Raw genomic sequence first — 22,453 nt, forward strand, 5'->3', positions numbered from 1 at the left:
TCGGGTCCGGGGGCTTCGCCGTGCCCGGGGGCTTCGTGGCGTCCGGGGCCGCCGGCACCGGACCGCGGGACCTGGGACGAAGGGTTGATCAATTTTCCCCGCATCTACTGTTAACCTGCACTTGCATATAGGTTGCAATAAGCAGGAGCAGTCGAAGGGGCCGGGCACATGGCGATCTACACACTTCCGGAGCTGCCGTACGACTACGCGGCGCTGGAGCCGGTGATCAATCCGCAGATCATCGAGCTGCACCACGACAAGCACCACGCCGCTTACGTCAAGGGCGCGAACGACACCCTGGAGCAGCTGGAAGAGGCGCGCGACAAGGACCAGTGGGGCGCGGTCACCGGCCTGGAGAAGAACCTCGCGTTCCACCTCTCCGGCCACATCCTCCACTCCATCTACTGGAACAACATGAACAGCCCGAAGGACGGGGGCGGCGGCGAGCCGCTGGCCGCCGACGGTGTCGGCGACCTCGCGGACGCGATCACCGAGTCCTTCGGCTCCTTCGCCAAGTTCAAGGCGCAGCTGACCAAGGCCTCCGCGACCACCCAGGGCTCCGGCTGGGGCGTCCTCGCGTACGAGCCGGTCAGCGGCCGTCTCATCGTCGAGCAGGTCTACGACCACCAGGGCAACGTCGGCCAGGGCTCCGTCCCGATCCTGGTCTTCGACGCCTGGGAGCACGCCTTCTACCTGCAGTACAAGAACCAGAAGGTCGACTTCATCGAGGCCATGTGGCAGGTCGTCAACTGGCAGGACGTGAGCAGGCGCTACCACGCCGCCCGGGCCTCCGCCCCGCTGATCTCCTTCTGATCCGGGGCCCGGGAGGGCTCCCCCCGTCGTCCTGCCCGTGATCGTCTTCTCAGCCTTCGCGTGCGGACGGAACGACGGAAGAACCCCCGCGATGACGTGAATCGCGGGGGTTCTTCCGTGCCTGCCGGGCGGACTACTCGAAGCTGGGCGCCGCCGTCCGGGTGCGCTTGATCTCGTAGAAGCCGGGCGTCGACGCCACGAGCAGGGTGCCGTCCCACAGCCGGGCCGCCGCGTCGCCGCGCGGGGTCGGGGTGACGACCGGGCCGAAGAAGGCGACCTCGTCGCCCGTCGGGCCCGGCACCGCGATGACGGGGGTGCCGACGTCCTGGCCGACCTTGTCGATGCCCTCCTGGTGGGAGGCGCGCAGCTCGGTGTCGTAGGTGTCCTTGTCGGCGTACTCGACCAGGTCCTCCGGCAGACCGACGTCCTTCAGGGCGCCGGCGATGGCCTCGCGGGTCGGTCCCTCGCCGTCGTTGTGGAAGCGGGTGCCGAGCGCCGTGTAGAGCTTGCCGACGACCTCGTCGCCGTGCAGCTGCTGGGCGGCTATGACGACCCGGACCGGGCCCCAGGCCTTGGTCTGCAGCATCTCCCGGTACTCCTCCGGGAGCTCGTCGATGCGGTTCTCGTTGAGGACCGCCAGGCTCATGACCTTCCAGCGCACGTCGACCGGGCGGACCTGCTCGACCTCCAGCATCCAGCGGGACGTCATCCAGGCCCACGGGCACAGCGGGTCGAAGTAGAAGTCGGCGGTGGTCCTGCTCTCGGACATGTCACTCCTCGGTACGGCCACGGTTCGGAAGTAGGCGGTGCGCCGAAAGAAGGGAACCCGCCGGGGTCCGGGCGCATTCCCGTATCCCGGGTGACAGCCGCACATGGGAGGATCGGTGCTGTTTCGAACGCGCCACGAAGGAGTGACCGTGCCCGGTGAGAATCTGTCCCGCGACGAGGCCCAGGAGCGGGCCGAGCTGCTGTCCGTCGACGGGTACGAGGTCGCGCTCGACCTCCGCTCGGCCGTCGGCGACACCACCGAGGCGGTGCGCACGTTCCGCTCGGAGACGACGATCCGCTTCCGCCGCACGGGGACGGGCACGAGCACGTTCGTCGACCTGATCGCGCCCTCCGTGACCTCGGTCACCCTCAACGGACGCTCCCTCGACCCGGCGGTCGTCTTCGACGGCTCGCGGATCACGCTCGACGGCCTCGCCGACGAGAACACGCTCGTGGTGGACGCGCAGTGCGCCTACAGCCGGACCGGCGAGGGCATGCACCGCTTCGTCGACCCCGAGGACGGCGAGGTCTACCTCTACACGCAGTACGAGCCGGCCGACGCCCGCCGGGTCCACGCCGACTTCGAGCAGCCCGACCTCAAGGCCCCCTACCGCTTCTCGGTGACCGCGCCCGAGGGGTGGACGGTCTGGTCGAACGGCGCCGGGGAGCGGGACGCCGACGGGACCTGGCGGTTCGCCGAGACCGCGCCGATCTCCACGTACATCACCTGCGTCGTGGCCGGTCCGTACCACTACGTGACCGACACCTACCGGCGCGGCGAGCTGGAGATCCCGCTCGGCGCGATGTGCCGGAAGTCGCTGGCCCGGCACTTCGACGCGGACGACGTCTTCCTGATCACCAAGCAGGGCTTCGACTTCTTCCACGACAACTTCGACTACCCGTACCCCTTCGGGAAGTACGACCAGGCCTTCGTCCCCGAGTACAACCTCGGCGCGATGGAGAACCCGGGCATGGTGACCTTCCGCGAGGAGTACATCTACCGGGGCAAGGTCACCCAGGCCGCGTACGAGAGCCGGGCCAACGTCATCCTCCACGAGATGGCGCACATGTGGTTCGGCGACCTCGTCACCATGGTGTGGTGGGACGACCTGTGGCTGAAGGAGTCCTTCGCGGACTTCATGGGCTCGTTCGTCAACGCCGAGGCCACCCGCTTCACCAACAGCTGGGTGACCTTCGCCAACAACCGCAAGTCCTGGGCCTACCGCGCCGACCAGCTGCCGTCCACGCACCCGATCACGGCCGACATCCGTGACCTGGAGGACGCCAAGCTCAACTTCGACGGCATCACCTACGCCAAGGGCGCGTCGGTGCTCAAGCAGCTCGTCGCGTACGCCGGCCGGGACGCGTTCCTGGAGGGCGCGCGCCGCTACTTCAAGCGCCACGCCTACGGGAACACGCGGCTCGCCGACCTCCTCGCGATCCTGGAGGAGACCTCCGGCCGGGACATGAAGACCTGGGCGAAGTCCTGGCTGCAGACCTCCGGCGTGAACGCGCTGACGCCGGCCGTCACCTACGACGCCGAGGGCCGCGTCACCGAGCTCGCCGTCCTCCAGGAGGGCGACGAGCTCCGTCCGCACCGCGCGGCCGTCGGCCTCTACCGGCTCGCCGACGGACAGCTGACCCGGTACGCGCGGGCCGAGGCCGACCTCACCGGCGCCCGGACCGTCGTCTCCGAGCTCGCGGGCGAGGAGAGGCCCGACCTGGTGCTCGTCAACGACGACGACCTGACCTACTGCAAGATCCGCTTCGACGAGGGCTCGCTCGCCACCCTGCGCGCGCACCTCGGCGACGTCACCGACCCCCTCGCCCGCGCCCTGTGCTGGTCGGCGCTGTGGAACCTGACCCGGGACGGCCTCATGCCCGCCCGGGACTTCGTCGCCGTCGCCCTCGCCTCCGCGGGCCGCGAGAGCGACATCGGCGTGCTCCAGATGGTGCACGCGTGGACGAAGTCGGCCGTCACCCACTACGCGGCGCCGGACTGGCGCGAGGAGGGCGGGCGGCTGCTCGCCGAGGGCGGGCTGCGCGAGCTGCGGGTGGCCGAGCCGGGCAGCGAGCACCAGCTGACCTGGGCGCGGTTCTTCGCGGCGACGGCCTCGTCCGACGCCGACCTCCAGCTCCTCGACGGGCTGCTCGACGGCACAACGAAGATCGACGGGCTCGACGTCGACCAGGAGCTGCGCTGGGCGCTGCTCTCCCCGCTGGCCGCGCACGGCCGCGCCGACGAGACCCGGATCGGCGAGGAGCTGTCCCGGGACGACACCGCGTCGGGCAAGCGCCACCAGGTCCGGCTGCTCGCCTCGCGCCCCTCGGCGGAGGTCAAGGCACAGGCCTGGGCTCAGGTCGTCGAGTCGGACACCCTGTCGAACGCGCTGGTCGAGGCGACCATCGCGGGCTTCGTCCAGCCCTCGCAGCGCGCGCTGATCGCCCCGTACGCGGAGAAGTACTTCGCCGCGATCGAGCGGCTGTGGGCCGAGCGCTCCATCCAGATCGGCATGGACGTGGTCCGCGGGCTGTTCCCCGGGCTCCAGGACGACGCGTCGACGCTCGACGCGACGGACGCCTGGCTCGCGGCGCACGCGTCGGCCGCGCCGGCCCTGCGCCGTCTGGTCCTGGAGGCGCGGGACGACCTGGCGCGGGCGCTGCGCGCCCAGGACCGCGACCGCCTGGCCGGGTAGCCGTGAGGTCCCCGGAGCGGCGCCCCCGTCGGGCGCCGCTCCCGGGACCCGCCCTCATCGGCAGTCGAACGCGCGTACTTTAGGGCGGTCTTGTCCCTGAATGTCGACGAGCGTGTAACAGGGGTTAGGGGAGCCTTCGGGAGCGGAAGACCCCCGGCATGAACCACAACACCCCCATCACCCCCCGCCCCCTCCCCCTCTCCTCCCTCACCGGACGGCCGCAGCGCGTCGCGTCCGCGGACCAGTTGAGGACCCAGGGGGTGCCGGCCGCCGAGGTGGCCGCGCAGTGCCGGCCCGGCGCCTGGCAGCAGCTGCTGCCCGGAGTGTTCCTGCTCCACCCCGGACCGCCCACCAGCGAGGACCGGCTGCACGCCGCGCTCCTGTACGCCCGCAGGACCGGGGCCGTTCCCGCGCAGGGGCCGGACGCGATGATCACCGGCCTGGCCGCCCTGACCCTGCACCGCTTCGCGGCCGCTCCCCCGCTCACCGCCCTGGACCGGATCGACGTGCTGGTGCCGCGCACCCGTCGGCTGCGCTCCACCGGCTGGGTGCGGGTGGTGCGCGCCCACGAGGCGCCGGAACCGGTGGAGCTCACCGGCCTTCCGGTCGCGCCGGTCGCCCGGGCCGTGGTGGACGCGGTGTCGGGTCTCTCGGACGCGACACTGGTGCGCCGGCTGCTCACCGAGGCGGTGCGCGGCGGTCACTGCGAACCGGGCGCGGTGGTGCGGGAGTTGAACCGCGCCCGGCTGCTGACCCGGCCGCACGTGGTGGACGCGGTGGACGCGCTGCTCGCCGAGGGCCGGACGCTCTCCGAGGAGCGGCTGTACGAGATGGTGCGCGAGTTCGGCCTGCCGGACCCGCTGTGGAACGTGGACCTGCGGCTGCCGGGCGGGCCGCACCTGGGCGGGGTGGACGCCTACTGGCCGGACCAGGCGGTCGCCGTCGAGCTGGACACCCGGGCGCCCCGGCAGGACGACGACGCGCTGTGGTCCGAGCACACCCGCAAGCGGGAGCACCTGGAGCGGCTCGGCATCACGGTCGTCCACCTCACCCCGCGCAAGCTGCGCGAGGCGATGGACCAGCAGGCCACCGTGGTCCGCACGGCCCTGATGGCCGCGCCGGACCGCAAGCCCGCCACGTACGTCGTCGTCCTGCCCCGGTGACGCCTACTTCTCCGGGACGGTGCCGCAGAACTCGGCCTCGACGACCAGCCGGCTGTCCCCCGCCCAGTCGGCGTTGAAGTTGGCGGCGAGGGAGTGCTCGCCGTCGCGGGTCACCTGGGCCTCCGAGGTCGAGCCGTGGATGCCGCCGCCGTGGCCCCAGACCTCCTTGCCGCAGCTGAGCTTCTGCTTCATGAGCCCGAGGCCGTACTCCACGCCTGGGAGCTCGGGGGAGATCGGGACGGTGGTGGTCATCTCCTTCAGCGCGCCCTTCGGGAGGACCCGGCCCGAGAGCAGGGCCCGGTAGAAGGTCTGCAGGTCGCGGGAGTCGGAGATCATCTCGCCCGCCGCGCCGGCGATGCTCGGGTTGAGCGCGGAGACCTCGTGGACGGGGGCGTTCACGTCGGTGGAGAGCTTGGAGTAGGCCGGGCTGCTGGGCCGCGGCATGGCCGAGCGGGTCCCGGGGACGGTGGTGGCGCGCAGCTTGAGCGGCTTGATGATGCGGTTCTCGACGGCCGTGCCGTACGGGCGTCCGGTGACCTTCTCGATCACCATGCCGGCGAGGACGAAGTTGGTGTTGGAGTAGTTCCAGCCGGTGCCGGGGGCGAAGTCGGGCCGGTGGGCCATGGCGACGGAGACGAGCTGTCGCGGGGTCCACGTGTCGTAGCGGTGCCGCAGGAAGCCGGCGCCGAAGACCTTCTCCTGGAAGGCGGGGTCCTCCGTGTAGCTGTAGATGCCGCTGGTGTGGTTGAGCAGCCGGCGGACGGTGATCTCGCGGCCGTCGTGGCCGTTGCCCCGGACGACGCCGGGGAGCCACTTCTCGACGGGGTCGTCGAGGTCGAGGCGGCCCTCGGCCTGGAGCTGGAGGAGGACGGTGGCGGTGAAGGTCTTGGTGATGGAGCCGACCCGGTAGCGGTCGGCGCCGCCGCGGACTCCGGCGGTGCCGGTCCAGCGGTCGTGTCCGTCCCGGGCCTGCGCGACGACGCCGGGCACGCCGTCGGCGACGGCCGCCTCCAGGGCCTGCCGGGTGGCCGCGTGGTCCTGCCGGTGTGCCGGCGCCGCCAGGGCCGGCGTGGCGAGGGCGGTGGCGGTGAGACCCGCCACGAGGGTGGCGGCGACGGCGGTGCGTGCGGCTGACATGCGGGGCTCCCCTGTTCGTCGTGCTGCGGTCGGGGGAGGGGACGGCGGCGGGGGTGCGCAAGGTTGATCCCACCGGGGACGGTGGGGCGCTTTTCGGCCGTTTCGCGGTGGGTCAGCCGTTGGTGGGGTCGGTGAGGTGCGAGCGGCCCACGGGCGGCCGGTCGCGCCAGAGCTGGAGGCCGATGTCGACGAGCTCGACGCGGGTGAGGGAGGGCACGGAGGCGAGCGGGTGCCAGGCGGCGAGGTCGGTGGAGCCGCCCTCCTCGTTGCGCAGGGCCCCGCCGGTGATCCGCGCCTCGTAGATGATCCGCAGCCCCTGCCAGTCGCCGGGGCCGGCGAGCCGGCGGAGCCAGGAGCGGCGGATGGAGTCGATGCCGAGGAGGGCGGCGGGCTCGGTCGTGTAGCCGGTCTCCTCCTCGACCTCGCGGACGACGGTGTGGACGGGGTCCTCGCCGTGGTCCATGCCGCCGCCCGGCAGGGTCCACCGCTTGACGCCGTCCTTCGCGACCCAGCGGGCGAGGAGCACCGCGTCGTCCCGTACGCACACGGCGTAGGCCGCCACCCTCAACTCCTGTTGCATGGGACGAGGTTAGAACCAGTACGCCGGATACGTCCGCCCCGTGACGCGGGCCGCCACGAGCGCGACGGCGACCAGGAGGAGCGAGGCGAGCGCGAGGAGGCCGAGAAACGACCACGGCGAGGGGGCCTGGAGGGCGACGACGGCGCCGCCTCGGGTGAGCGCGGCTGGGCGGGCGGCGGCTCGGGCGCGCCCGCCACCGGCGCCGTGCGGGGTGCCCGGCGGGGCCGGTGGCGGGGTCTCGTGGTGGTCAGGGGGTGGCCGGGTTGGCCGGGGAGTACTCCGGGGGCGACCAGCGCAGCGGGCTGCCGGCCGGGTCCTCGACGACGCGCGCGACGCGGAAGCGGGTGACGCGCCCCTCCGGGCCGTATTCGGTGTGCGCGAGGCCGCTGAGCCGGAGCGTCGCGCCCGTCTCCCAGTCGAGGAGGAGCAGGCCGGCCCGGCCGTCCGACTCCAGGTTGCCCAGGGTCAGGAACATCGCGTTGCCGGGGTAGTCGCGCCAGCTCAGCTCCCGGGGGCCGGCGACGCGGACGAAGCCGGGGTTGCCGCCCCGGTGGCTGGTGTCGACGCCGTCGGGGGCCGCGGTGGAGACGAAGAAGGTGTCGGCGGCACGGATCCGGCGCATCTGGCCGGGGGTGAGCTCCGTGCCGTGCCGGACGGCTCCGGCCTCGGGACGGGCGGGGAGGGCACCGTACAGCTCCCGCTTCTGGAGGTACTTGGGGCAGTTGGAGAAGACCTGCTCGGTCTCGACGGTGAAGCCGCGCGCGCCGGCCCGCGCGGTGCCGTTGAGGCGCAGCCGGCGGCGGGTGCGCGGGTCGAGGGCGAGGGTGCCGACGGGGGCGCCGTCGGGTGTGCCTCCGGGGAGGGCGGCGGCCACGCGGACGGTGTGCGGGCCGGTCGCCCGGACGAAGCCGGGGGCGCCGGTGAGCAGGCTCGACCAGACGCGGCCGTCGCGGTCCGCGGCGCCGATCACCAGCATCGGCTGGGCTTCGAGGAAGGCGGCGACGACGGGCCGGATGCCGTCGGCGATGGAGCGGCCCACGTGGTCGGCGAGGTCGCGGACGCCTTCGCGCTCCTGAACGGCGAGGGAGCCGGGGTGGTACGCGGTGTTCATGCGGGCCTCCGGAGGGGGGAGGGGGCGGACATCTCTCGGGATATAACCTCTCACATTGACTTTAGAGGTTATAAAGGAAGCGCGTCAACCGCTCACGTACTCTTGAGGGGTTAGTTCACCGAGGAGGGTGCCCCGCCCATGACCGCCATCGACCCCCGGCCGCTCACCGGCGAGCCCGTCTCCCTCGACCTGCTCAACACCCGCTGGAACGACGAGGGCGTCCGCCGGGACCTGCTCACCGGCGTCGAGGGCCTCGCCGTCTGGCTCGGCGCCAACGGCCTGACCGGACGGTTCCCCGCCGACGCCACGGCCCTGCGTCACACGCTCACCGCCCGGGACGCGCTCGCCGCGCTCGTCGACCGCCCCGGCGACCCCGCCGCCACCGCACGGGTCGACGCCGTCCTCGGCCACGGCCGCATCCGGGCCACCCTCACCGCCGACGGACCCGGCGAGACGGCCGAGTTCGCCGACCCGGCGTGGGGCCCCGGCTGGACCGCCGCCCGCGACTACCTCGACCTGCTGCGCACCGCCCCCGACCGGATCCGCGCCTGCGCCCACGAGGCGTGCATCCTCCACTTCTTCGACACCTCGCGGAACGGCACCCGCCGCTGGTGCTCGATGGCGGTCTGCGGCAACCGCGCCAAGGCGTCCCGCCATTACGCCCGGACGAAGGAGAGCTGACTGCCCCGGGGCGACAACTCGCCCTGCTTGGAGGGGTTTCGTCCGGCGTGGCGCATCGGACCCGCTGGCGGGTTTGCGCCGCGGCGGCAACCCGGCCCGGGGGAACTCTCCACAAACCCCTGTCACTTGCGAAAGGCTGAGCGGTCATCCGGCACCGAAATCCGGACCCTCTCCTTTCACAAACAGGGATGTAGATGACCACCCCCGAAACTCGGAGCTCCATACCCGGCAGCTCGACGCACGGGCGCAGACGTGCGGCGCGCATCGCCGCCGCCGCCGGTCTCGTCGCCGCGCTGGTCGCGACCGGCGCGGCCCCCGTGCTCGCCGCCGACGCCCCGGAGACCACTCCCCCGGTCAAGGCCTCGAACCCCGCCGACAAGCTCGGCGCCATCGACGCCCAGCGCCTCACCGAGGCCCAGGCCGGCGGCGAGAAGAACGTCACCGTCCTCGTCGCCACCGTGCCCGGCGCCACCGAGCAGGTCGCCGGCCAGCTCGACGCGGTCCCCGGTGCCTCCGTCGGCAAGCAGCAGGACGCGCTCGGCTACGTCCGCGCCACCCTGCCGACCGCCAAGGCCGCCGCGGCGATCAAGGCCGCCACGCAGCTCTCCTCCGTCCAGTCGATCGACCTCCAGGCCGAGATCCCCCTGGACGACCCGACCCCGGACGCGGGCGCCGCGACGGGTGCCGTCGCCGGCACCACCGTCGCCAGGACGTACCCGGCCCCGGGCCGGAGCACCCCGGCGAAGAACCCCTACAACCCGTCGCACGAGACGGGCGCGGTCGACTTCGTCAAGGAGCACCCGAAGGCCGACGGCCGCGGCGTGACCATCGGCATCCTGGACTCCGGCGTGGACCTCGCCCACCCGGCCCTGCAGAAGACCACGACCGGCGAGCGCAAGATCGTCGACTGGGTCACCGCCACCGACCCGCTGACCGAGGGCGACGCCACCTGGCGCGCCCAGGTCACCCCGGTCGCCGGCCCCGTCTTCACCGCCTCCTCGCAGAGCTGGACGGCCCCGGCCGGCTCGTACCAGTTCAGCCGCTTCACCGAGTCGGTCACGGCGGGCGGCGACCCGAAGGGCGACATCAACCGGGACGGCGACACCACCGACGTCTTCGGCATGCTGTACGACCCGGCCGCCGGCACCGTCCGCGTGGACACCGACCAGAACAACGACTTCACGGACAACGCGCCGATGAAGGCGTACAAGGACGGGTTCCAGGTCGGCTACTTCGGCACCGACGACCCGGCCACCGAGGTCGTCGAGAAGACCCCGTTCGTCGTGGAGATCCGCAAGGACGTCCCGATGGACCCGCTCGGCGGGACCTGGGTCGGCCAGAAGCGGGACTTCGTCAACATCGGTCTCGTCGAGTCCTCGCACGGCACCCACGTGGCCGGCATCACCGCCGCCCACGGCCTCTTCGGCGGGAAGATGAGCGGCGCCGCCCCCGGAGCGAAGATCGTCTCCTCGCGCGCGTGCACCTGGTCCGGCGGCTGCACCAACACCGCCCTCACCGAGGGCATGACGGACCTCGTCGTCAACCGCGGCGTCGACATCGTCAACATGTCGATCGGCGGCCTGCCGCAGCAGAACGACGGCGACAACGTCCGCTCGCGCCTCTACACCCGTCTGATCGACCAGTACGGCGTCCAGCTGGTCATCTCGGCCGGCAACGAGGGCCCCGGCATCAACACGATCGGCGACCCCGGCCTGGCCGACAAGGTCATCTCGGTCGGCGCCGCGGTCTCCAAGGAGACCTGGGCCGCCAACTACGGCTCCGCCGTCGAGAAGAAGTACGCCATGTTCCCCTTCTCCTCGCGCGGCCCGCGTGAGGACGGCGGCTTCACCCCGACCCTCACCGCTCCCGGCTCCGCCGTGAACACCATCCCGACCTGGCTGCCGGGCGCCGGCGTGCCCGAGTCCGGCTACCAGCTGCCCGCCGGCTACGGCATGCTCAACGGCACCTCGATGTCCTCGCCGCAGGCGGCGGGCGCGAGCGCGCTGCTGATCTCGGCCGCGAAGCAGAAGGGCCTCGCGCTCTCCCCGCTCACCCTGCGGACCGCGCTCACCTCGACCGCGAAGCGCATCCCCGGTGTGGCGGCGCACGAGCAGGGCGCCGGCCTCATGGACATCGAGGAGGCCTGGGAGTCGATCAAGGACGGCGCGACCGCGCACGACTACAAGGTCGAGGCCCCGGTCGACACCGTCATCTTCCCGGCCCCGCACACCGGCACCGGCGTGTACGACCGCGAGGGCGGCCTCAAGGTCGGCGAGAAGCGGACCTACGACGTCACCCTCACGCGCACGAGCGGCCCGAACCGGCCCATCGAGCACGAGCTGGACCTCAAGTACAACGACGGCACCTTCCGCATCCTCGGCGACGACGAGATCGACCTGCCGCTGAACAAGCCGGTCACCGTCAGGCTCCAGGCCCGCGCCGCCACCGCCGGTGCGCACAGCGTCATCCTGGAGGCCGACGACGAGCGCACCGAGGGCGTCGACAAGCAGATCCTCGCCACCTCGATCGTCTCCACCGACCTGGCCGCCCCCGGCTACGGCCTCACCGCCACCGGCTCGGTGCAGCGCAACAGCAGCACCTCCTACTTCGTCACCGTGCCCGAGGGCACCAAGACGCTGGAGGTCGCGCTCGGCGGTCTGAAGGAGAAGAGCCAGACCCGGTTCATCTCCGTCCACCCGTACGGCGTGGCCGTCGAGGACAGCGCCACCACGCAGTGCTACCCGCACTACAACCCCGCCAACACCTGCCGCCCGGACCTGCGGTCCTACGCGAACCCGACGCCCGGCGTCTGGGAGGTCGAGGTCGAGGCCCGTCGCACGTCGCCGGACCTGGACAACCCGTACAAGCTGAACGTCACCGCCCTCGGCGCCGACTTCGACCCGGCCGTGCAGACGGTTCCGGAGGCGAAGATCGGCACCCCGGCGGCCGTGCAGTGGACGGTCACGAACCGCTTCGCGGCCCTCTCGGGCACGCTCAAGGGCGGCTCGCTCGGCTCGCAGAAGAGCGAGACGCCGACCATCCAGCACCACGAGCAGCAGACCAGGACCGTCACCATCGGTGAGGGCGTGGAGCGGCTCGACATCGCCATCGGCAACACCTCGGACAAGGCCGCCGACCTCGACCTCACCGTCCTGCTGGACGGCAAGCAGGTCGGCCAGGCCGCGGACGGCGACTCGGAGGAGGCCGTCTCCCTCGTGAAGCCGGCCGCCGGCACGTACACCGTCGTCATCGACGGCTACTCGGTCCAGGCCGCGGGCGGCACCACGTACGACTACAAGGACGTGTACTACTCGTCCGCGCTCGGCACCGTGAAGGTGGACGGCTCCAAGCCGGTCACCCTGGCCAACGGCGCCTCCGCCCCGGTCTCGGCCGAGGTCGTCGTCGCCGGTGCGGCTCCCGAGGGACGTCAGTTCTTCGGCGAGGTCCAGCTCCTGAACGCCCGCGGCACCGTCGCGGGCACCGGCAGCGTCCTGATCGGCGCCGTCACCCCGTAGCACCGTACGAGTGAGGGGGGGGGGGGGGGGGGCGGGGGCCCCCCCCCCCCCCTCCCCCCCCCCCCTTCGCGTCCCGGCCCTTGGACAATGGATTGGACAAGGCGCCCCGGGACATACGCATCATGGACCGGCAGCACCCTGCACATACGTACGGAGGAGTCCCCGTGAAGGTCGGAATCGTCGGAGCCACCGGTCAGGTCGGCACAGTCATGCGGAAGATCCTGGCCGAGCGGAACTTCCCGGTGGACGAGCTGCGGCTGTTCGCCTCCGCGCGCTCCGCCGGTTCCGTCGTCGACGGCGTGACCGTCGAGGACGCCTCCACCGCCGACTACACCGGCCTGGACATCGTGCTCTTCTCCGCCGGCGGCGCCACCTCCAAGGCCCTGGCCGAGAAGGTCGCCTCCCAGGGCGCCGTCGTGATCGACAACTCCTCCGCCTGGCGCCGCGACCCCGAGGTCCCGCTGGTCGTCTCCGAGGTCAACCCGCACGCGATCAAGGACCGCCCCAAGGGCATCATCGCGAACCCGAACTGCACCACGATGGCCGCCATGCCGGTCCTCAAGCCGCTCCACCAGGAGGCCGGCCTCACCGCGCTGATCGCCACCACCTACCAGGCCGTCTCCGGCTCGGGCGTGGCCGGCGTCGCCGAGCTGCGCACGCAGGCGTGCGCCGTGGCCGAGAACGCCGACCAGCTGGCCTTCGACGGCGAGGCCGTCGCGTTCCCCGAGCCCGCCGTCTACAAGCGTCCGATCGCCTTCAACGTGGTCCCGCTGGCCGGCTCGATCGTCGACGACGGCTCCTTCGAGACCGACGAGGAGCAGAAGCTCCGCCACGAGTCCCGCAAGATCCTGGAGATCCCGGAGCTCAAGGTCTCCGGCACCTGCGTCCGCGTCCCGGTCTTCTCGGGCCACTCGCTCCAGGTCAACGTGCGCTTCGAGCGGCCGATCGGCGTCGAGCGCGCCTACGAGCTGCTGAAGGACGCCGAGGGCGTCGTGCTCTCCGAGATCCCGACCCCGCTCCAGGCGGCCGGCAAGGACGCCTCCTACGTGGGCCGGATCCGCGTGGACGAGACCGTCGACAACGGCCTCGCGCTGTTCCTCTCCAACGACAACCTGCGCAAGGGCGCGGCGCTGAACGCGGTGCAGATCGCGGAGCTCGTCGCCGCCGAGCTCCGCGGCTGACCGACAGGACGCCTCCAGGGCTTTCGGAGGGGCGGCTTCCCGTTGCGGGGAGCCGCCCCTCCGTCGTGCCCGGGCGTGCCAGAGTGCCTCCATGACCCAGATACCCAAGGGTGCGCACGTCCCGGTGCCCCCGCAGGCCCTGCACGTCGCGGTGAGCTGGCGGACCGGGTACGGGGTGCCCGACGTGGACGTGTCGGCGCTGCTCCTGGGGGCCGGGGAGCGGGTCCGGGGCGACGCGGACCTGGTCTTCTACAACCACGCGGAGCATCCCTCGGGCGCGGTGCGGCACCTGGGGAAGTCGGCCCCCGGCGAGGCGGGCAGCCCGGCGGCGGACTGGCTGTGGCTGGACCTCGCGCGCGTGGAGCCGGACGTGGGGCGGCTGGTCATCGCCGCCTCCGCCGACGGCGGTGCCTTCGGTCAGGTGCCGGCGCTCGACGTGCGGGTCACGGACGCGGCCGGGAACCCGGTGGCGTACTGCGCGATCGGGGACGCGACGACGGAGACGGCGTTCGTCTTCGGCGAGTTCTACCGGCGCTCCGGCGGCTGGCGCTTCCGCGCCGTCGGCCAGGGGTACGCCTCGGGGCTGGCCGGCCTCGCGACGGACTTCGGCATCGTGGTGGAGTCACCGCCGCCGCCCATCCCGGGCCCCGGCTACGTCCCGCCGCCCCCGCCGCCCGCGCCCGCGGCGCCGCCGGTCCCGGTCGCCGACCCGTACGGGGGCACCTTCCGGCCGGCCGTGTACCAGGGGCGCGGGAAGGAGACCGTGCACTGCGACCCGGGCCTGCCGGCGGGGCACTGGGTGCTCCTGGAGATCGAGTCGTACCACTCGCTGTCGACCACCGTCGAGGCGTGCGACGCGTACGGGCGGGCCGAGGAGTTCCTGCTCATGGCGTACGAGGACGACGTGCGCGCCCGGACGGTCGCGCTGGTGCCGCGCGCCCGCCCGCTGTCGCTGCGGGTGGAGGCCGACGCCCCCTGGACGCTGCGGGTGCTGCCGCTCTCCCACGCCCGCCGGTTCGACAGCCACATCGAGGGACTCGCCCACGATCTGGTGATCTACGACGGACCGGGCGGGGTGCTCGACTTCCAGCACCACGGGGAGTCGAACTTCACCGTCCACCAGCACACCCCTCCGCGGGACCCGCTCTACGACGACGAGGAGCAGGACCTGCTGGTGAACGAGATCGGGGAGGTCCGGGTCGGCGCCCCGGTGCCCGGTCCCGGACTGCTGCGGATCAGCGGCGACGGCCCTTGGAAATGCGCGGTGCGCCGCTGAGGCACCCCGTGGAAGGATGGGCCAAACGTCACGAAACCGAGGAGTTGACCGGGTGCCTGGCACAAACCTGACCCGTGAAGAGGCTCAGCAGCGGGCGGCGCTGCTGTCCGTGGACGCGTACGAGGTCGAACTCGACCTCTCCGGTGCGCAGGAGGGCGGCACCTACCGGTCCGTCACCACCGTCCGCTTCGATTCCGCCGAGGCCGGTGCCTCCACCTTCATCGACCTCGTCGCCCCCGCCGTCCACGAGGCCGTGCTGAACGGCCGCTCGCTGGACGTGGCCGCCGTCTTCCGCGACTCGCGGATCGCGCTGGCCCACCTGGCCGAGGGCCGCAACGAGCTCAAGGTCGTCGCCGACTGCGCGTACACCAACACCGGTGAGGGTCTGCACCGCTTCGTCGACCCGGTCGACGACCAGGCCTATCTGTACACCCAGTTCGAGGTGCCGGACGCGCGGCGGGTCTTCGCCTCGTTCGAGCAGCCCGACCTGAAGGCGACCTTCCAGTTCACCGTGAAGGCCCCGGCCGGGTGGAAGGTCATCTCCAACTCGCCGACGCCGGAGCCGAAGGACGACGTCTGGGTCTTCGAGCCGACGCCGCGCATCTCGTCGTACATCACCGCGCTGATCGTGGGCCCGTACCACGCGGTGCACTCCTCGTACGAGAAGGACGGCCAGACCGTCCCGCTGGGCATCTACTGCCGTCCGTCGCTGGCCGAGTTCCTGGACGCGGAGCACATCTTCGACGTCACCCGCCAGGGCTTCGACTGGTTCCAGGAGAAGTTCGCGTACGACTACCCGTTCGCCAAGTACGACCAGCTGTTCGTGCCGGAGTTCAACGCGGGCGCGATGGAGAACGCGGGCGCGGTCACCATCCGCGACCAGTACGTCTTCCGCTCGAAGGTGACGGACGCGGCGTACGAGCGGCGTGCCGAGACGATCCTGCACGAGCTCGCCCACATGTGGTTCGGCGACCTCGTGACCATGGAGTGGTGGAACGACCTGTGGCTGAACGAGTCGTTCGCCACCTACACCTCGGTCGCCTGCCAGGCGTCCGTGGCGGGCACCCGCTGGCCGCACGCCTGGACGACCTTCGCCAACGCGGAGAAGACCTGGGCCTACCGCCAGGACCAGCTGCCGTCGACGCACCCGATCATGGCCGAGATCAACGACCTGGAGGACGTGCTCGTCAACTTCGACGGGATCACGTACGCCAAGGGCGCGAGCGTCCTGAAGCAGCTCGTCGCCTACGTCGGCCAGGACGAGTTCTTCAAGGGCGTCCAGGCGTACTTCCAGGCGCACGCCTTCGGCAACACGCGCCTGTCCGACCTCCTCGGCGCGCTGGAGGAGACCTCCGGCCGCGACCTGAAGACCTGGTCGAAGGCGTGGCTGGAGACCGCCGGCATCAACATCCTCCGCCCGGAGATCGAGACCGACGAGAGCGGCGCCATCACCGCCTTCGCCGTCCGCCAGGAGGCCCCGGCGCTGCCCGTCGGCGCCAAGGGCGAGGCGGTCCTGCGCCCGCACCGCATCGCGATCGGCTTCTACGACCTGGACGCGGCCGGCAAGCTGGTCCGCACCGACCGCCTGGAGCTGGACATCGACGCGGCCGGGCTGACCGCCGTGCCGCAGCTGGTGGGCAAGGCCCGTCCGGCGGTCGTCCTCCTCAACGACGACGACCTGTCGTACGCGAAGGTCCGTCTCGACGCGGTGTCGCTCGCCCACGTCACCGAGCACCTCGGCGACTTCGCCGAGTCCCTGCCGCGCGCCCTGTGCTGGGCCTCGGCCTGGGACATGACCCGCGACGGCGAGATGGCCACCCGCGACTACCTGGACCTGGTGCTCTCGGGCATCACCAAGGAGTCCGACATCGGCGTGGTCCAGTCGCTCCAGGGCCAGGTCAAGGCGGCGCTGGAGCTGTACGCGGCGCCGGAGTGGCGGGCCACGGGCCTGGCGCGCTGGGGCGCCTTCGCCCAGGAGCAGCTGCGCGCTGCCGCCGGCGGCAGCGACCACCAGCTCGCGTGGGCACGGGCCTTCGCGGCGACCGCCCGCGAGGCCGCGGAGCTCGACGTGCTCGCCGGGCTGCTCGACGGCTCCGTGGTCGTCGAGGGCCTGGCCGTCGACACCGAGCTGCGCTGGGCGTTCGTGCAGCGCCTCGCGGCGACCGGCCGCTTCGACGAGGCGGAGATCGCCGCCGAGCTGGAGCGCGACCGCACCGCGGCCGGCGAGCGGCACGCGGCGACCGCGCGCGCGGCCCGTCCGACGGAGGCGGCGAAGGCGGAGGCGTGGGCCTCGGTCGTCGAGGACGACAAACTGGCGAACGCCGTGCAGGAGGCCGTCATCGGCGGCTTCGTCCAGCCCGACCAGCGCGAGCTGCTCGCCCCGTACACGGCGAAGTACTTCGCGTCGATCAAGGGCGTCGCGGACTCCCGCAGCCACGAGATGATCCAGCAGATCGTGACCGGTCTCTACCCGACGTTCCAGGTCTCCCAGGCGACCCTGGACGCCACGGACGCGTGGATCGCGGAGCACGACCCGGTCCCGGCGCTGCGGCGCATGGTGACCGAGTGCCGCGCGGGCGTCGAGCGCGCCCTGAAGGCGCAGGCGGCGGACGCGGCCGCCGCGTAGCACGGACGGCGGGGGCTCCGGACTCGTCCGGGGCCCCTTTCCCGTACCCCGGGTCAGCCGCCGAGGGCCGTGTACCGGGCGCGCAGGTCGGCCGCGCCCTGCTCCGTGAGGGTGCCGTGCAGCCGCATCCGGGCGACTCCGCCGTCCGGGAAGGCGTCGAGGCGGACGTGGGTGACGACGGCCCGGGCGGGCAGCTTGAAGCGGTGCAGGGCGTCGGGCTGGAGCCGGGTCCGGGGGATGATCTCGGACCACTCCGCGCCCGCGGAGGGGTCGCCGTTGCAGCCGTGCAGGGCGATCCAGCCGGCCGAGTTGCCCTTGAGGTAGGCGGTGTCGATCTCGACGGCGCGGACGGCGCCCTGGGCGGCGAGCCGGAAGCGGACCCAGTCGTGGGTGTCGCGGACCCGGCGGCGGCGGTTCTCCCAGCCGTCGTCCATCTTGCGGGAGGTGCCGGGCAGGATGATCTGGGTGGGCGAGGAGTAGAAGCGGTCCGACGCGTCCTCGCAGATGCCGCCGTTGAGCACGGAGACCAGGTCGAGGGTGCCGAGCAGCTCCAGCCACTCGGGGTCGGGCACGACCTCGCCGTGGACGCGGAGGCGGGCGACGCCGCCGTCGGGGTGCTGGCAGAGGCGGACGTGGGTGAAGCGGCGTCCGGCGTCGATCGTGAAGCCGTTGGCGGCGTGGCCCCGGACGGGGGTGGGCGCCACGAGCTCCTCCCACTTCGCGTCGAGGAGTTCGGCCGGGCCGGGCGAGCCCTCCACGGCCGTGGCCTGGAGGCTGATCCGCTGCGGGTAGTTGCCGCGGAAGTGGGCGGTGTCGACGACGACGCCGCGGATGACCCCGGGGGCGCCGAGGCGGACGATCGCCCAGTCGTGGTCCTCGGGGGCGGGGAAGACGTGGTCGGCGTCGGCGCCGCGTCGGCGGCGGGTCTCCCAGCCGTCCATGATCTTGCCCTTGTGGCCGAAGCGCTCGGGGTCGAAGACGGCCGGCTCGCGGACGAGCAGGTTCTCCCGCTCGGCGAAGAACTCGTCGTTGGCGGCCACCACCCCGCCGCCGAGACGGCGGTCGGCGAGGTCGACCAGCTCGGCGAACGGGAAGTCGCCGGAGCGGTAGTCGGCGTACGGGTCGCCGCCGGTGTAGGGGGCGGCGTCGTTGGCGTGCGGGTCGGTGTGCGCGTCGAGGCTCATGGAACGAGCTTCCCGCCGTCCGGCGACCGGGGTCCATCGAATGTTTTCGACGGATCTGTTCAGTTCTTCCGAACGGTCTCGCGGCCGGCCGCCGCGTGCCGGAGCGCGGCGAGGACCCGGGCCACCGCCGGTCCCTCCTCGGCCCCGCGCCGCACGGCGGCGACGACGTGGCGGCGCGGCTGGTCGGCGGAGAGGACGCGCATGACGACCCCCGCGCCGGCGCGGCGTTCGGCCGAGGCCATCCGCGGCACGAGGGCGATGCCCAGGCCGGCCTCGACCATGGCGAGGATCGCCGTCCAGCCGGAGGCGCTGTGCGCCTGTTCGGGGACGAAGCCGGCGGCCTCGCAGGCGGCGGTGGTGATCTCGGACCAGGGGCCCGAGCCGCCGAAGATCCACGGTTCGGCGGCGAGGTCGGCGAGCCGCAGGCCGGGCGCGTCGGCGAGCGGGTGGCCGGCGGGCAGGGCCACGTCGAGCGGGTCGGCGAGGAGCGGCACCCGGGTGAACTTGGGGTCCCGCACGGAGGGGGCGTGGGCGGCGAGGGAGAGCGCCAGGCCGACCTGGCCGGCCGCGAGCAGCTCGTACGCCTCCGCCGCCTCGGCCTCCCGGACGCGGACGTCGAGCCCGGGGTGGTCGGTGCGCAGCCGGCGCACGGCGGGGACGACGAGGGCGGGCACCGAGGTGGAGAAGGCCGCCACCCGCACCTGGCCGGCCTCGCCCCGCAGATAGCCGTCGAGTTCGGCGTCGGCGCGCTCCAGCTGGGCGAAGACGACCTCGGCGTGCCGGAGCACGAGGTGGGCGGCGTCGGTGAGGCGGACCCGGCGCCCCTGGGCCTCCAGGAGCCGCACGCCGAGCTGCTTGGCGAGGTTGGTGAGTTGCTGCGAGACGGCCGAGGGGGTCATGAGCAGGGCCTCGGCGGTCGCGGTGACGGTGCCGCGGTCGCGCAGGGTGCGGAGGATCTGCAGCTTCTTGATGTCCCACTCGGTCATGGGCCGCAACCTACCGGGCGGAGCTCAGGGCCACCCCGCCGAGGATGAGCGCCATGCAGGCGAGCCCGAGGGCGCCGAGGCGTTCGCCGAGGAGCGCGTACGACAGGAGGGCGACGCAGACGGGCTGGAGGTAGTAGACGACGCCGGCGCGGGCGGCGCCGATCAGGGCGATCGCCTTGTTCCAGGCGAAGAAGGCGACGGCGGAGGAGAGGACCCCGACGTACAGCAGGGGGCCGACGGTGGGGACGCCGACGGCGAAGCCGCCCTGGACGGCGAGCGAGACGGCCTGGGCGGGCGCGAGCAGGAGCGCGCCGATCAGGAAGGTGGCGAAGAGGAAGGCGCGCGGGTCGATCTCGGCGGGCTTGCGCTTGAGCAGCGCGCTGTAGGAGGCGAAGGAGAGGGCGGCGGCGAACATCCAGAGGTCGCCGGCGGAGAGGTCCGCCGAGGGCGAGCCGTCGCCGACGAGGAGGAGGACGCCCAGGGCGGCGGTCAGCATCCCGAGGACGCGGCGGGCGCCGAGGCGTTCGCCGCCGAGCCGGGCGTACACCGCCATGAGCACCGGGGAGGCGGCCATGATCATGCCCATGTGGCCGGCGGAGGTGGTCAGTCCGGCCTGGTGCACGAGGGTGTTGTAGAGGGTGACGCCGAGGAGCGCGGCCAGGGCGACGAAGCCGAGGTGGCGGCGGAGCGTCCGCCACTGCCGCAGGAACGGGCGGACGGTGAACGGCGCGACGGCGGCCAGCGCGATGACCCAGCGCCAGAAGACGGCCTGGACGGGCGGCACGGTGTCGGCCATGTCCCGGGTGGCGACGAAGCTGCCGGACCAGACGACGGTGGCGAGCAGGGCGAGGAGCACGCCGAGGCCGGCGCCCGGTGCGAGCTTCCTCGCGGGCGCCGGCCTCTCGGTGGCGGTGGTGGGGGTCGTGGTGGCGGGGGTCGGGCGGAAGGCGGGGGTCGGGCGGCGGGCGGTGGCCGAGGCGGGGGTCGGGGTCATGCCGCCTACCGTCGCACCACCGAAACCTCCAGGTCCATCGAAAGTTCCTGACCGTTCTTTTCAGCAGGACTGAACGTTGTGGCCCGTACGGCCGCCGGCCCCCTCGGCGCCCCGGCCGGCTTGGGCGCCCTGGGGTTCAGCTGGCCCGCCACGGTGGCCCCGACGGCGATCAGCATGCCGGCGACCTGCACCGGACCGAGGGCCTGGCCGAGCGCGGCCCAGCCGATGATCGCCGCGGTGACCGGGGAGAGCGGGCCGAGGAGGGTGGCCGAGGAGGCACTCAGCCGCTCGATGCCGCGGAACCAGAGGAAGTAGGAGATCGCGGTGTTGCCGAAGGCGAGGTAGGCGTAGCCGGCCAGGTTCGTGCCGGTCAGGGCCGGCGGGGCGCCCTCGACGAGGAAGGCCAGGGGCAGGATGACCAGGCCGCCCGCGGTGAGCTGCCAGCCGGTGAGCGCGAGGGCGCCGACGCCCTCGGGGCGGCCCCAGCGCTTGGTGAGGACGATGCCGGCCGACATGGACAGCGACGAGAGCAGTCCGGCGAGGACGCCGACCGCGTCGAGGGCCGCACCGGCCTTGAGTACCACCAGGCTGACGCCGAAGGCGGCGGCGACGGCGGTGACCAGCGCCTTCACGGTGGGCTTGTCGCCCAGGAAGAGGGCGGCGAGGCCGACGACGAAGAGCGGGCCGACGGAGCCGACGACGGCGGCCACCCCGCCGGGGAGCCGGTAGGCGGCGAGGAAGAGCAGGGGGAAGAAGGCGCCGATGTTCAGGGCCCCGAGGACCGCCGCCTTGCCCCACCAGGCGCCCCGAGGCAGCTTGCGGGTGAGGGCGAGGAGCAGGAGTCCGGCGGGCAGGGCGCGCATCAGGCTGGTGAAGAGCGGCCGGTCGGGCGGCAGGAACTCCGTGGTGACGAAGTAGGTGGAGCCCCAGGAGATCGGGGCGAGTGCGGTGAGCGCGGTGACGGCGGCCTTGCGGGACATGACGGTTCTCCCCCTTGCGGCGGGGTCCGGACCGGACGGCCGGACTGGCTTGGCAGTAATTAACTTAGCACTAAGCTACTTGCTTGCAAGTGGCTTTCTTGCCATCGACCGGAAAGAGAGGAGACTGGGGCCATGAAGACCCAGCCCCCCGGCCACGACGCCGTCGACGCCATCGCCGATCAGTGGGCGGCCGTGCGCCCCGACCTGGACACCGTCCCCATGACCGTCTTCGGCCGCGTCTACCGGCTGGCCAACGCCATGCGCGGCCGGGTGGACAAGGCGTACGCGCCGTACGGCATGGCGCTCGGGGAGTTCGACGTGCTCGCCACGCTGCGCCGGTCCGGGGAGCCGTACACGCTCTCGCCGCGCCAGCTGACCGCCACCCTGATGATCACCACGGGCGGGATGACGGGCCGCCTCGACAAGCTGGAGAAGGCCGGACTGCTCACCCGCAGCCCCGACCCGAACGACCGGCGCGGGCTGCGGGTCACCCTCAGCGAGCACGGCCGGGAACTGGTGGACCAGGCGGTGGAGGCCGGCCTCGGGGAGCAGCGGGCCGCCCTGGAGGCCGCGCTCACCCCGGAGGAGGCGGACCAGCTGGCCGGGCTGCTGCGCAAGCTGCTCGCCTCGACCGCGTAGGGGATGTCCGGGGAGCGGCGCCGCCCGGCCCGCGGGCCGGGCGGGGCCCTCCGGACGGGCCCCGGGAGGTCCGGACGCACGCGAGGGCGGTGGAGCGGGGTGCCATTCCCTGGTCGTTGCCCC

Annotated in this window: 17 protein-coding genes; 9 read left to right on the plus strand and 8 right to left on the minus strand. The window is 72.7% G+C overall.

Features of this window, described 5'->3' with window-relative positions; translation table 11 throughout:
- Positions 1 to 168 precede the first annotated feature (168 nt).
- On the plus strand, positions 169 to 813 hold the full coding sequence (locus ACZ60W_RS27690) for a superoxide dismutase (protein WP_469758091.1): 645 nt from the start codon (positions 169 to 171) through the stop codon (positions 811 to 813).
- Between the two features lie 133 nt (positions 814 to 946).
- Here the strand turns inward: ACZ60W_RS27690 and ACZ60W_RS27695 are convergent, their stop codons facing one another.
- A complete protein-coding gene (locus ACZ60W_RS27695; protein ID WP_469758092.1) occupies positions 947 to 1,582 on the minus strand; it encodes a mycothiol-dependent nitroreductase Rv2466c family protein in 636 nt (211 codons plus the stop codon).
- Between the two features lie 148 nt (positions 1,583 to 1,730).
- Between ACZ60W_RS27695 and pepN (ACZ60W_RS27700) the strand changes: the two genes are divergently transcribed.
- Complete coding sequence (gene pepN, locus ACZ60W_RS27700; protein ID WP_469758093.1) at positions 1,731 to 4,277, plus strand: aminopeptidase N; 2,547 nt, start codon at positions 1,731 to 1,733, stop codon at positions 4,275 to 4,277.
- A 158-nt stretch (positions 4,278 to 4,435) separates the two neighbouring features.
- Positions 4,436 to 5,440 carry a hypothetical protein gene (locus ACZ60W_RS27705; protein ID WP_469758094.1) on the plus strand — a complete coding sequence of 335 codons (1,005 nt, stop codon included), beginning with the start codon at positions 4,436 to 4,438 and terminating at the stop codon, positions 5,438 to 5,440.
- A gap of 3 nt (positions 5,441 to 5,443) precedes the next feature.
- Here ACZ60W_RS27705 and ACZ60W_RS27710 read toward each other — a convergent pair whose 3' ends face one another.
- The 3 genes from ACZ60W_RS27710 to ACZ60W_RS27720 all read right to left on the minus strand — a co-directional run bounded on the left by ACZ60W_RS27710 (position 5,444) and on the right by ACZ60W_RS27720 (position 8,268).
- Positions 5,444 to 6,577 (minus strand): serine hydrolase domain-containing protein, encoded by a 1,134-nt coding sequence (locus ACZ60W_RS27710; RefSeq protein ID WP_469758095.1) that lies wholly within the window; start codon positions 6,575 to 6,577, stop codon positions 5,444 to 5,446.
- Positions 6,578 to 6,689: 112 nt separating this feature from the next.
- Entirely contained in the window at positions 6,690 to 7,157 is a 468-nt protein-coding gene (locus ACZ60W_RS27715) for an NUDIX hydrolase (protein WP_469758096.1), read from the minus strand.
- 247 nt (positions 7,158 to 7,404) lie between these two features.
- The gene (locus ACZ60W_RS27720) at positions 7,405 to 8,268 is read right to left on the minus strand and encodes a pyridoxamine 5'-phosphate oxidase family protein (RefSeq protein WP_469758097.1); all 864 of its coding nucleotides are present in this window, start codon (positions 8,266 to 8,268) and stop codon (positions 7,405 to 7,407) included.
- A 138-nt stretch (positions 8,269 to 8,406) separates the two neighbouring features.
- Between ACZ60W_RS27720 and ACZ60W_RS27725 the strand changes: the two genes are divergently transcribed.
- From ACZ60W_RS27725 to pepN (ACZ60W_RS27745), 5 genes are all read left to right on the plus strand, one after another.
- Entirely contained in the window at positions 8,407 to 8,949 is a 543-nt protein-coding gene (locus ACZ60W_RS27725; protein WP_469758098.1) for a CGNR zinc finger domain-containing protein, read from the plus strand.
- 194 nt (positions 8,950 to 9,143) lie between these two features.
- A complete protein-coding gene (locus tag ACZ60W_RS27730; protein ID WP_469758099.1) occupies positions 9,144 to 12,464 on the plus strand; it encodes a S8 family serine peptidase in 3,321 nt (1,106 codons plus the stop codon).
- Positions 12,465 to 12,628: 164 nt separating this feature from the next.
- Positions 12,629 to 13,645 (plus strand): aspartate-semialdehyde dehydrogenase, encoded by a 1,017-nt coding sequence (locus ACZ60W_RS27735; protein ID WP_469758100.1) that lies wholly within the window; start codon positions 12,629 to 12,631, stop codon positions 13,643 to 13,645.
- 91 nt (positions 13,646 to 13,736) lie between these two features.
- On the plus strand, positions 13,737 to 14,921 hold the full coding sequence (locus tag ACZ60W_RS27740) for a TerD family protein (RefSeq protein WP_469758101.1): 1,185 nt from the start codon (positions 13,737 to 13,739) through the stop codon (positions 14,919 to 14,921).
- A 52-nt stretch (positions 14,922 to 14,973) separates the two neighbouring features.
- Positions 14,974 to 17,547: an aminopeptidase N gene (pepN, locus tag ACZ60W_RS27745; protein WP_469758102.1), complete on the plus strand. Its 2,574-nt coding sequence runs from the start codon at positions 14,974 to 14,976 to the stop codon at positions 17,545 to 17,547.
- 53 nt (positions 17,548 to 17,600) lie between these two features.
- On the opposite strand, the gene alc is transcribed toward pepN (ACZ60W_RS27745), so the two are convergent.
- Genes alc through ACZ60W_RS27765 form a run of 4 tightly spaced genes read right to left on the minus strand, consistent with a single transcriptional unit; the run spans position 17,601 to position 21,691 of the window.
- Entirely contained in the window at positions 17,601 to 18,731 is a 1,131-nt protein-coding gene (alc, locus tag ACZ60W_RS27750; RefSeq protein ID WP_469758103.1) for an allantoicase, read from the minus strand.
- A gap of 59 nt (positions 18,732 to 18,790) precedes the next feature.
- Positions 18,791 to 19,717 carry a LysR family transcriptional regulator gene (locus ACZ60W_RS27755; RefSeq protein ID WP_469758104.1) on the minus strand — a complete coding sequence of 309 codons (927 nt, stop codon included), beginning with the start codon at positions 19,715 to 19,717 and terminating at the stop codon, positions 18,791 to 18,793.
- A 10-nt stretch (positions 19,718 to 19,727) separates the two neighbouring features.
- The gene (locus ACZ60W_RS27760) at positions 19,728 to 20,711 is read right to left on the minus strand and encodes a DMT family transporter (RefSeq protein ID WP_469758105.1); all 984 of its coding nucleotides are present in this window, start codon (positions 20,709 to 20,711) and stop codon (positions 19,728 to 19,730) included.
- A 5-nt stretch (positions 20,712 to 20,716) separates the two neighbouring features.
- The gene (locus ACZ60W_RS27765) at positions 20,717 to 21,691 is read right to left on the minus strand and encodes an EamA family transporter (protein WP_469758106.1); all 975 of its coding nucleotides are present in this window, start codon (positions 21,689 to 21,691) and stop codon (positions 20,717 to 20,719) included.
- A 132-nt stretch (positions 21,692 to 21,823) separates the two neighbouring features.
- Here ACZ60W_RS27765 and ACZ60W_RS27770 point away from each other — a divergent pair, with 132 nt between their 5' ends.
- Complete coding sequence (locus ACZ60W_RS27770) at positions 21,824 to 22,330, plus strand: MarR family winged helix-turn-helix transcriptional regulator (RefSeq protein WP_469758107.1); 507 nt, start codon at positions 21,824 to 21,826, stop codon at positions 22,328 to 22,330.
- Positions 22,331 to 22,453 lie beyond the last annotated feature (123 nt).

Source organism: Streptomyces sp. NPDC104202 (assembly GCF_055584185.1).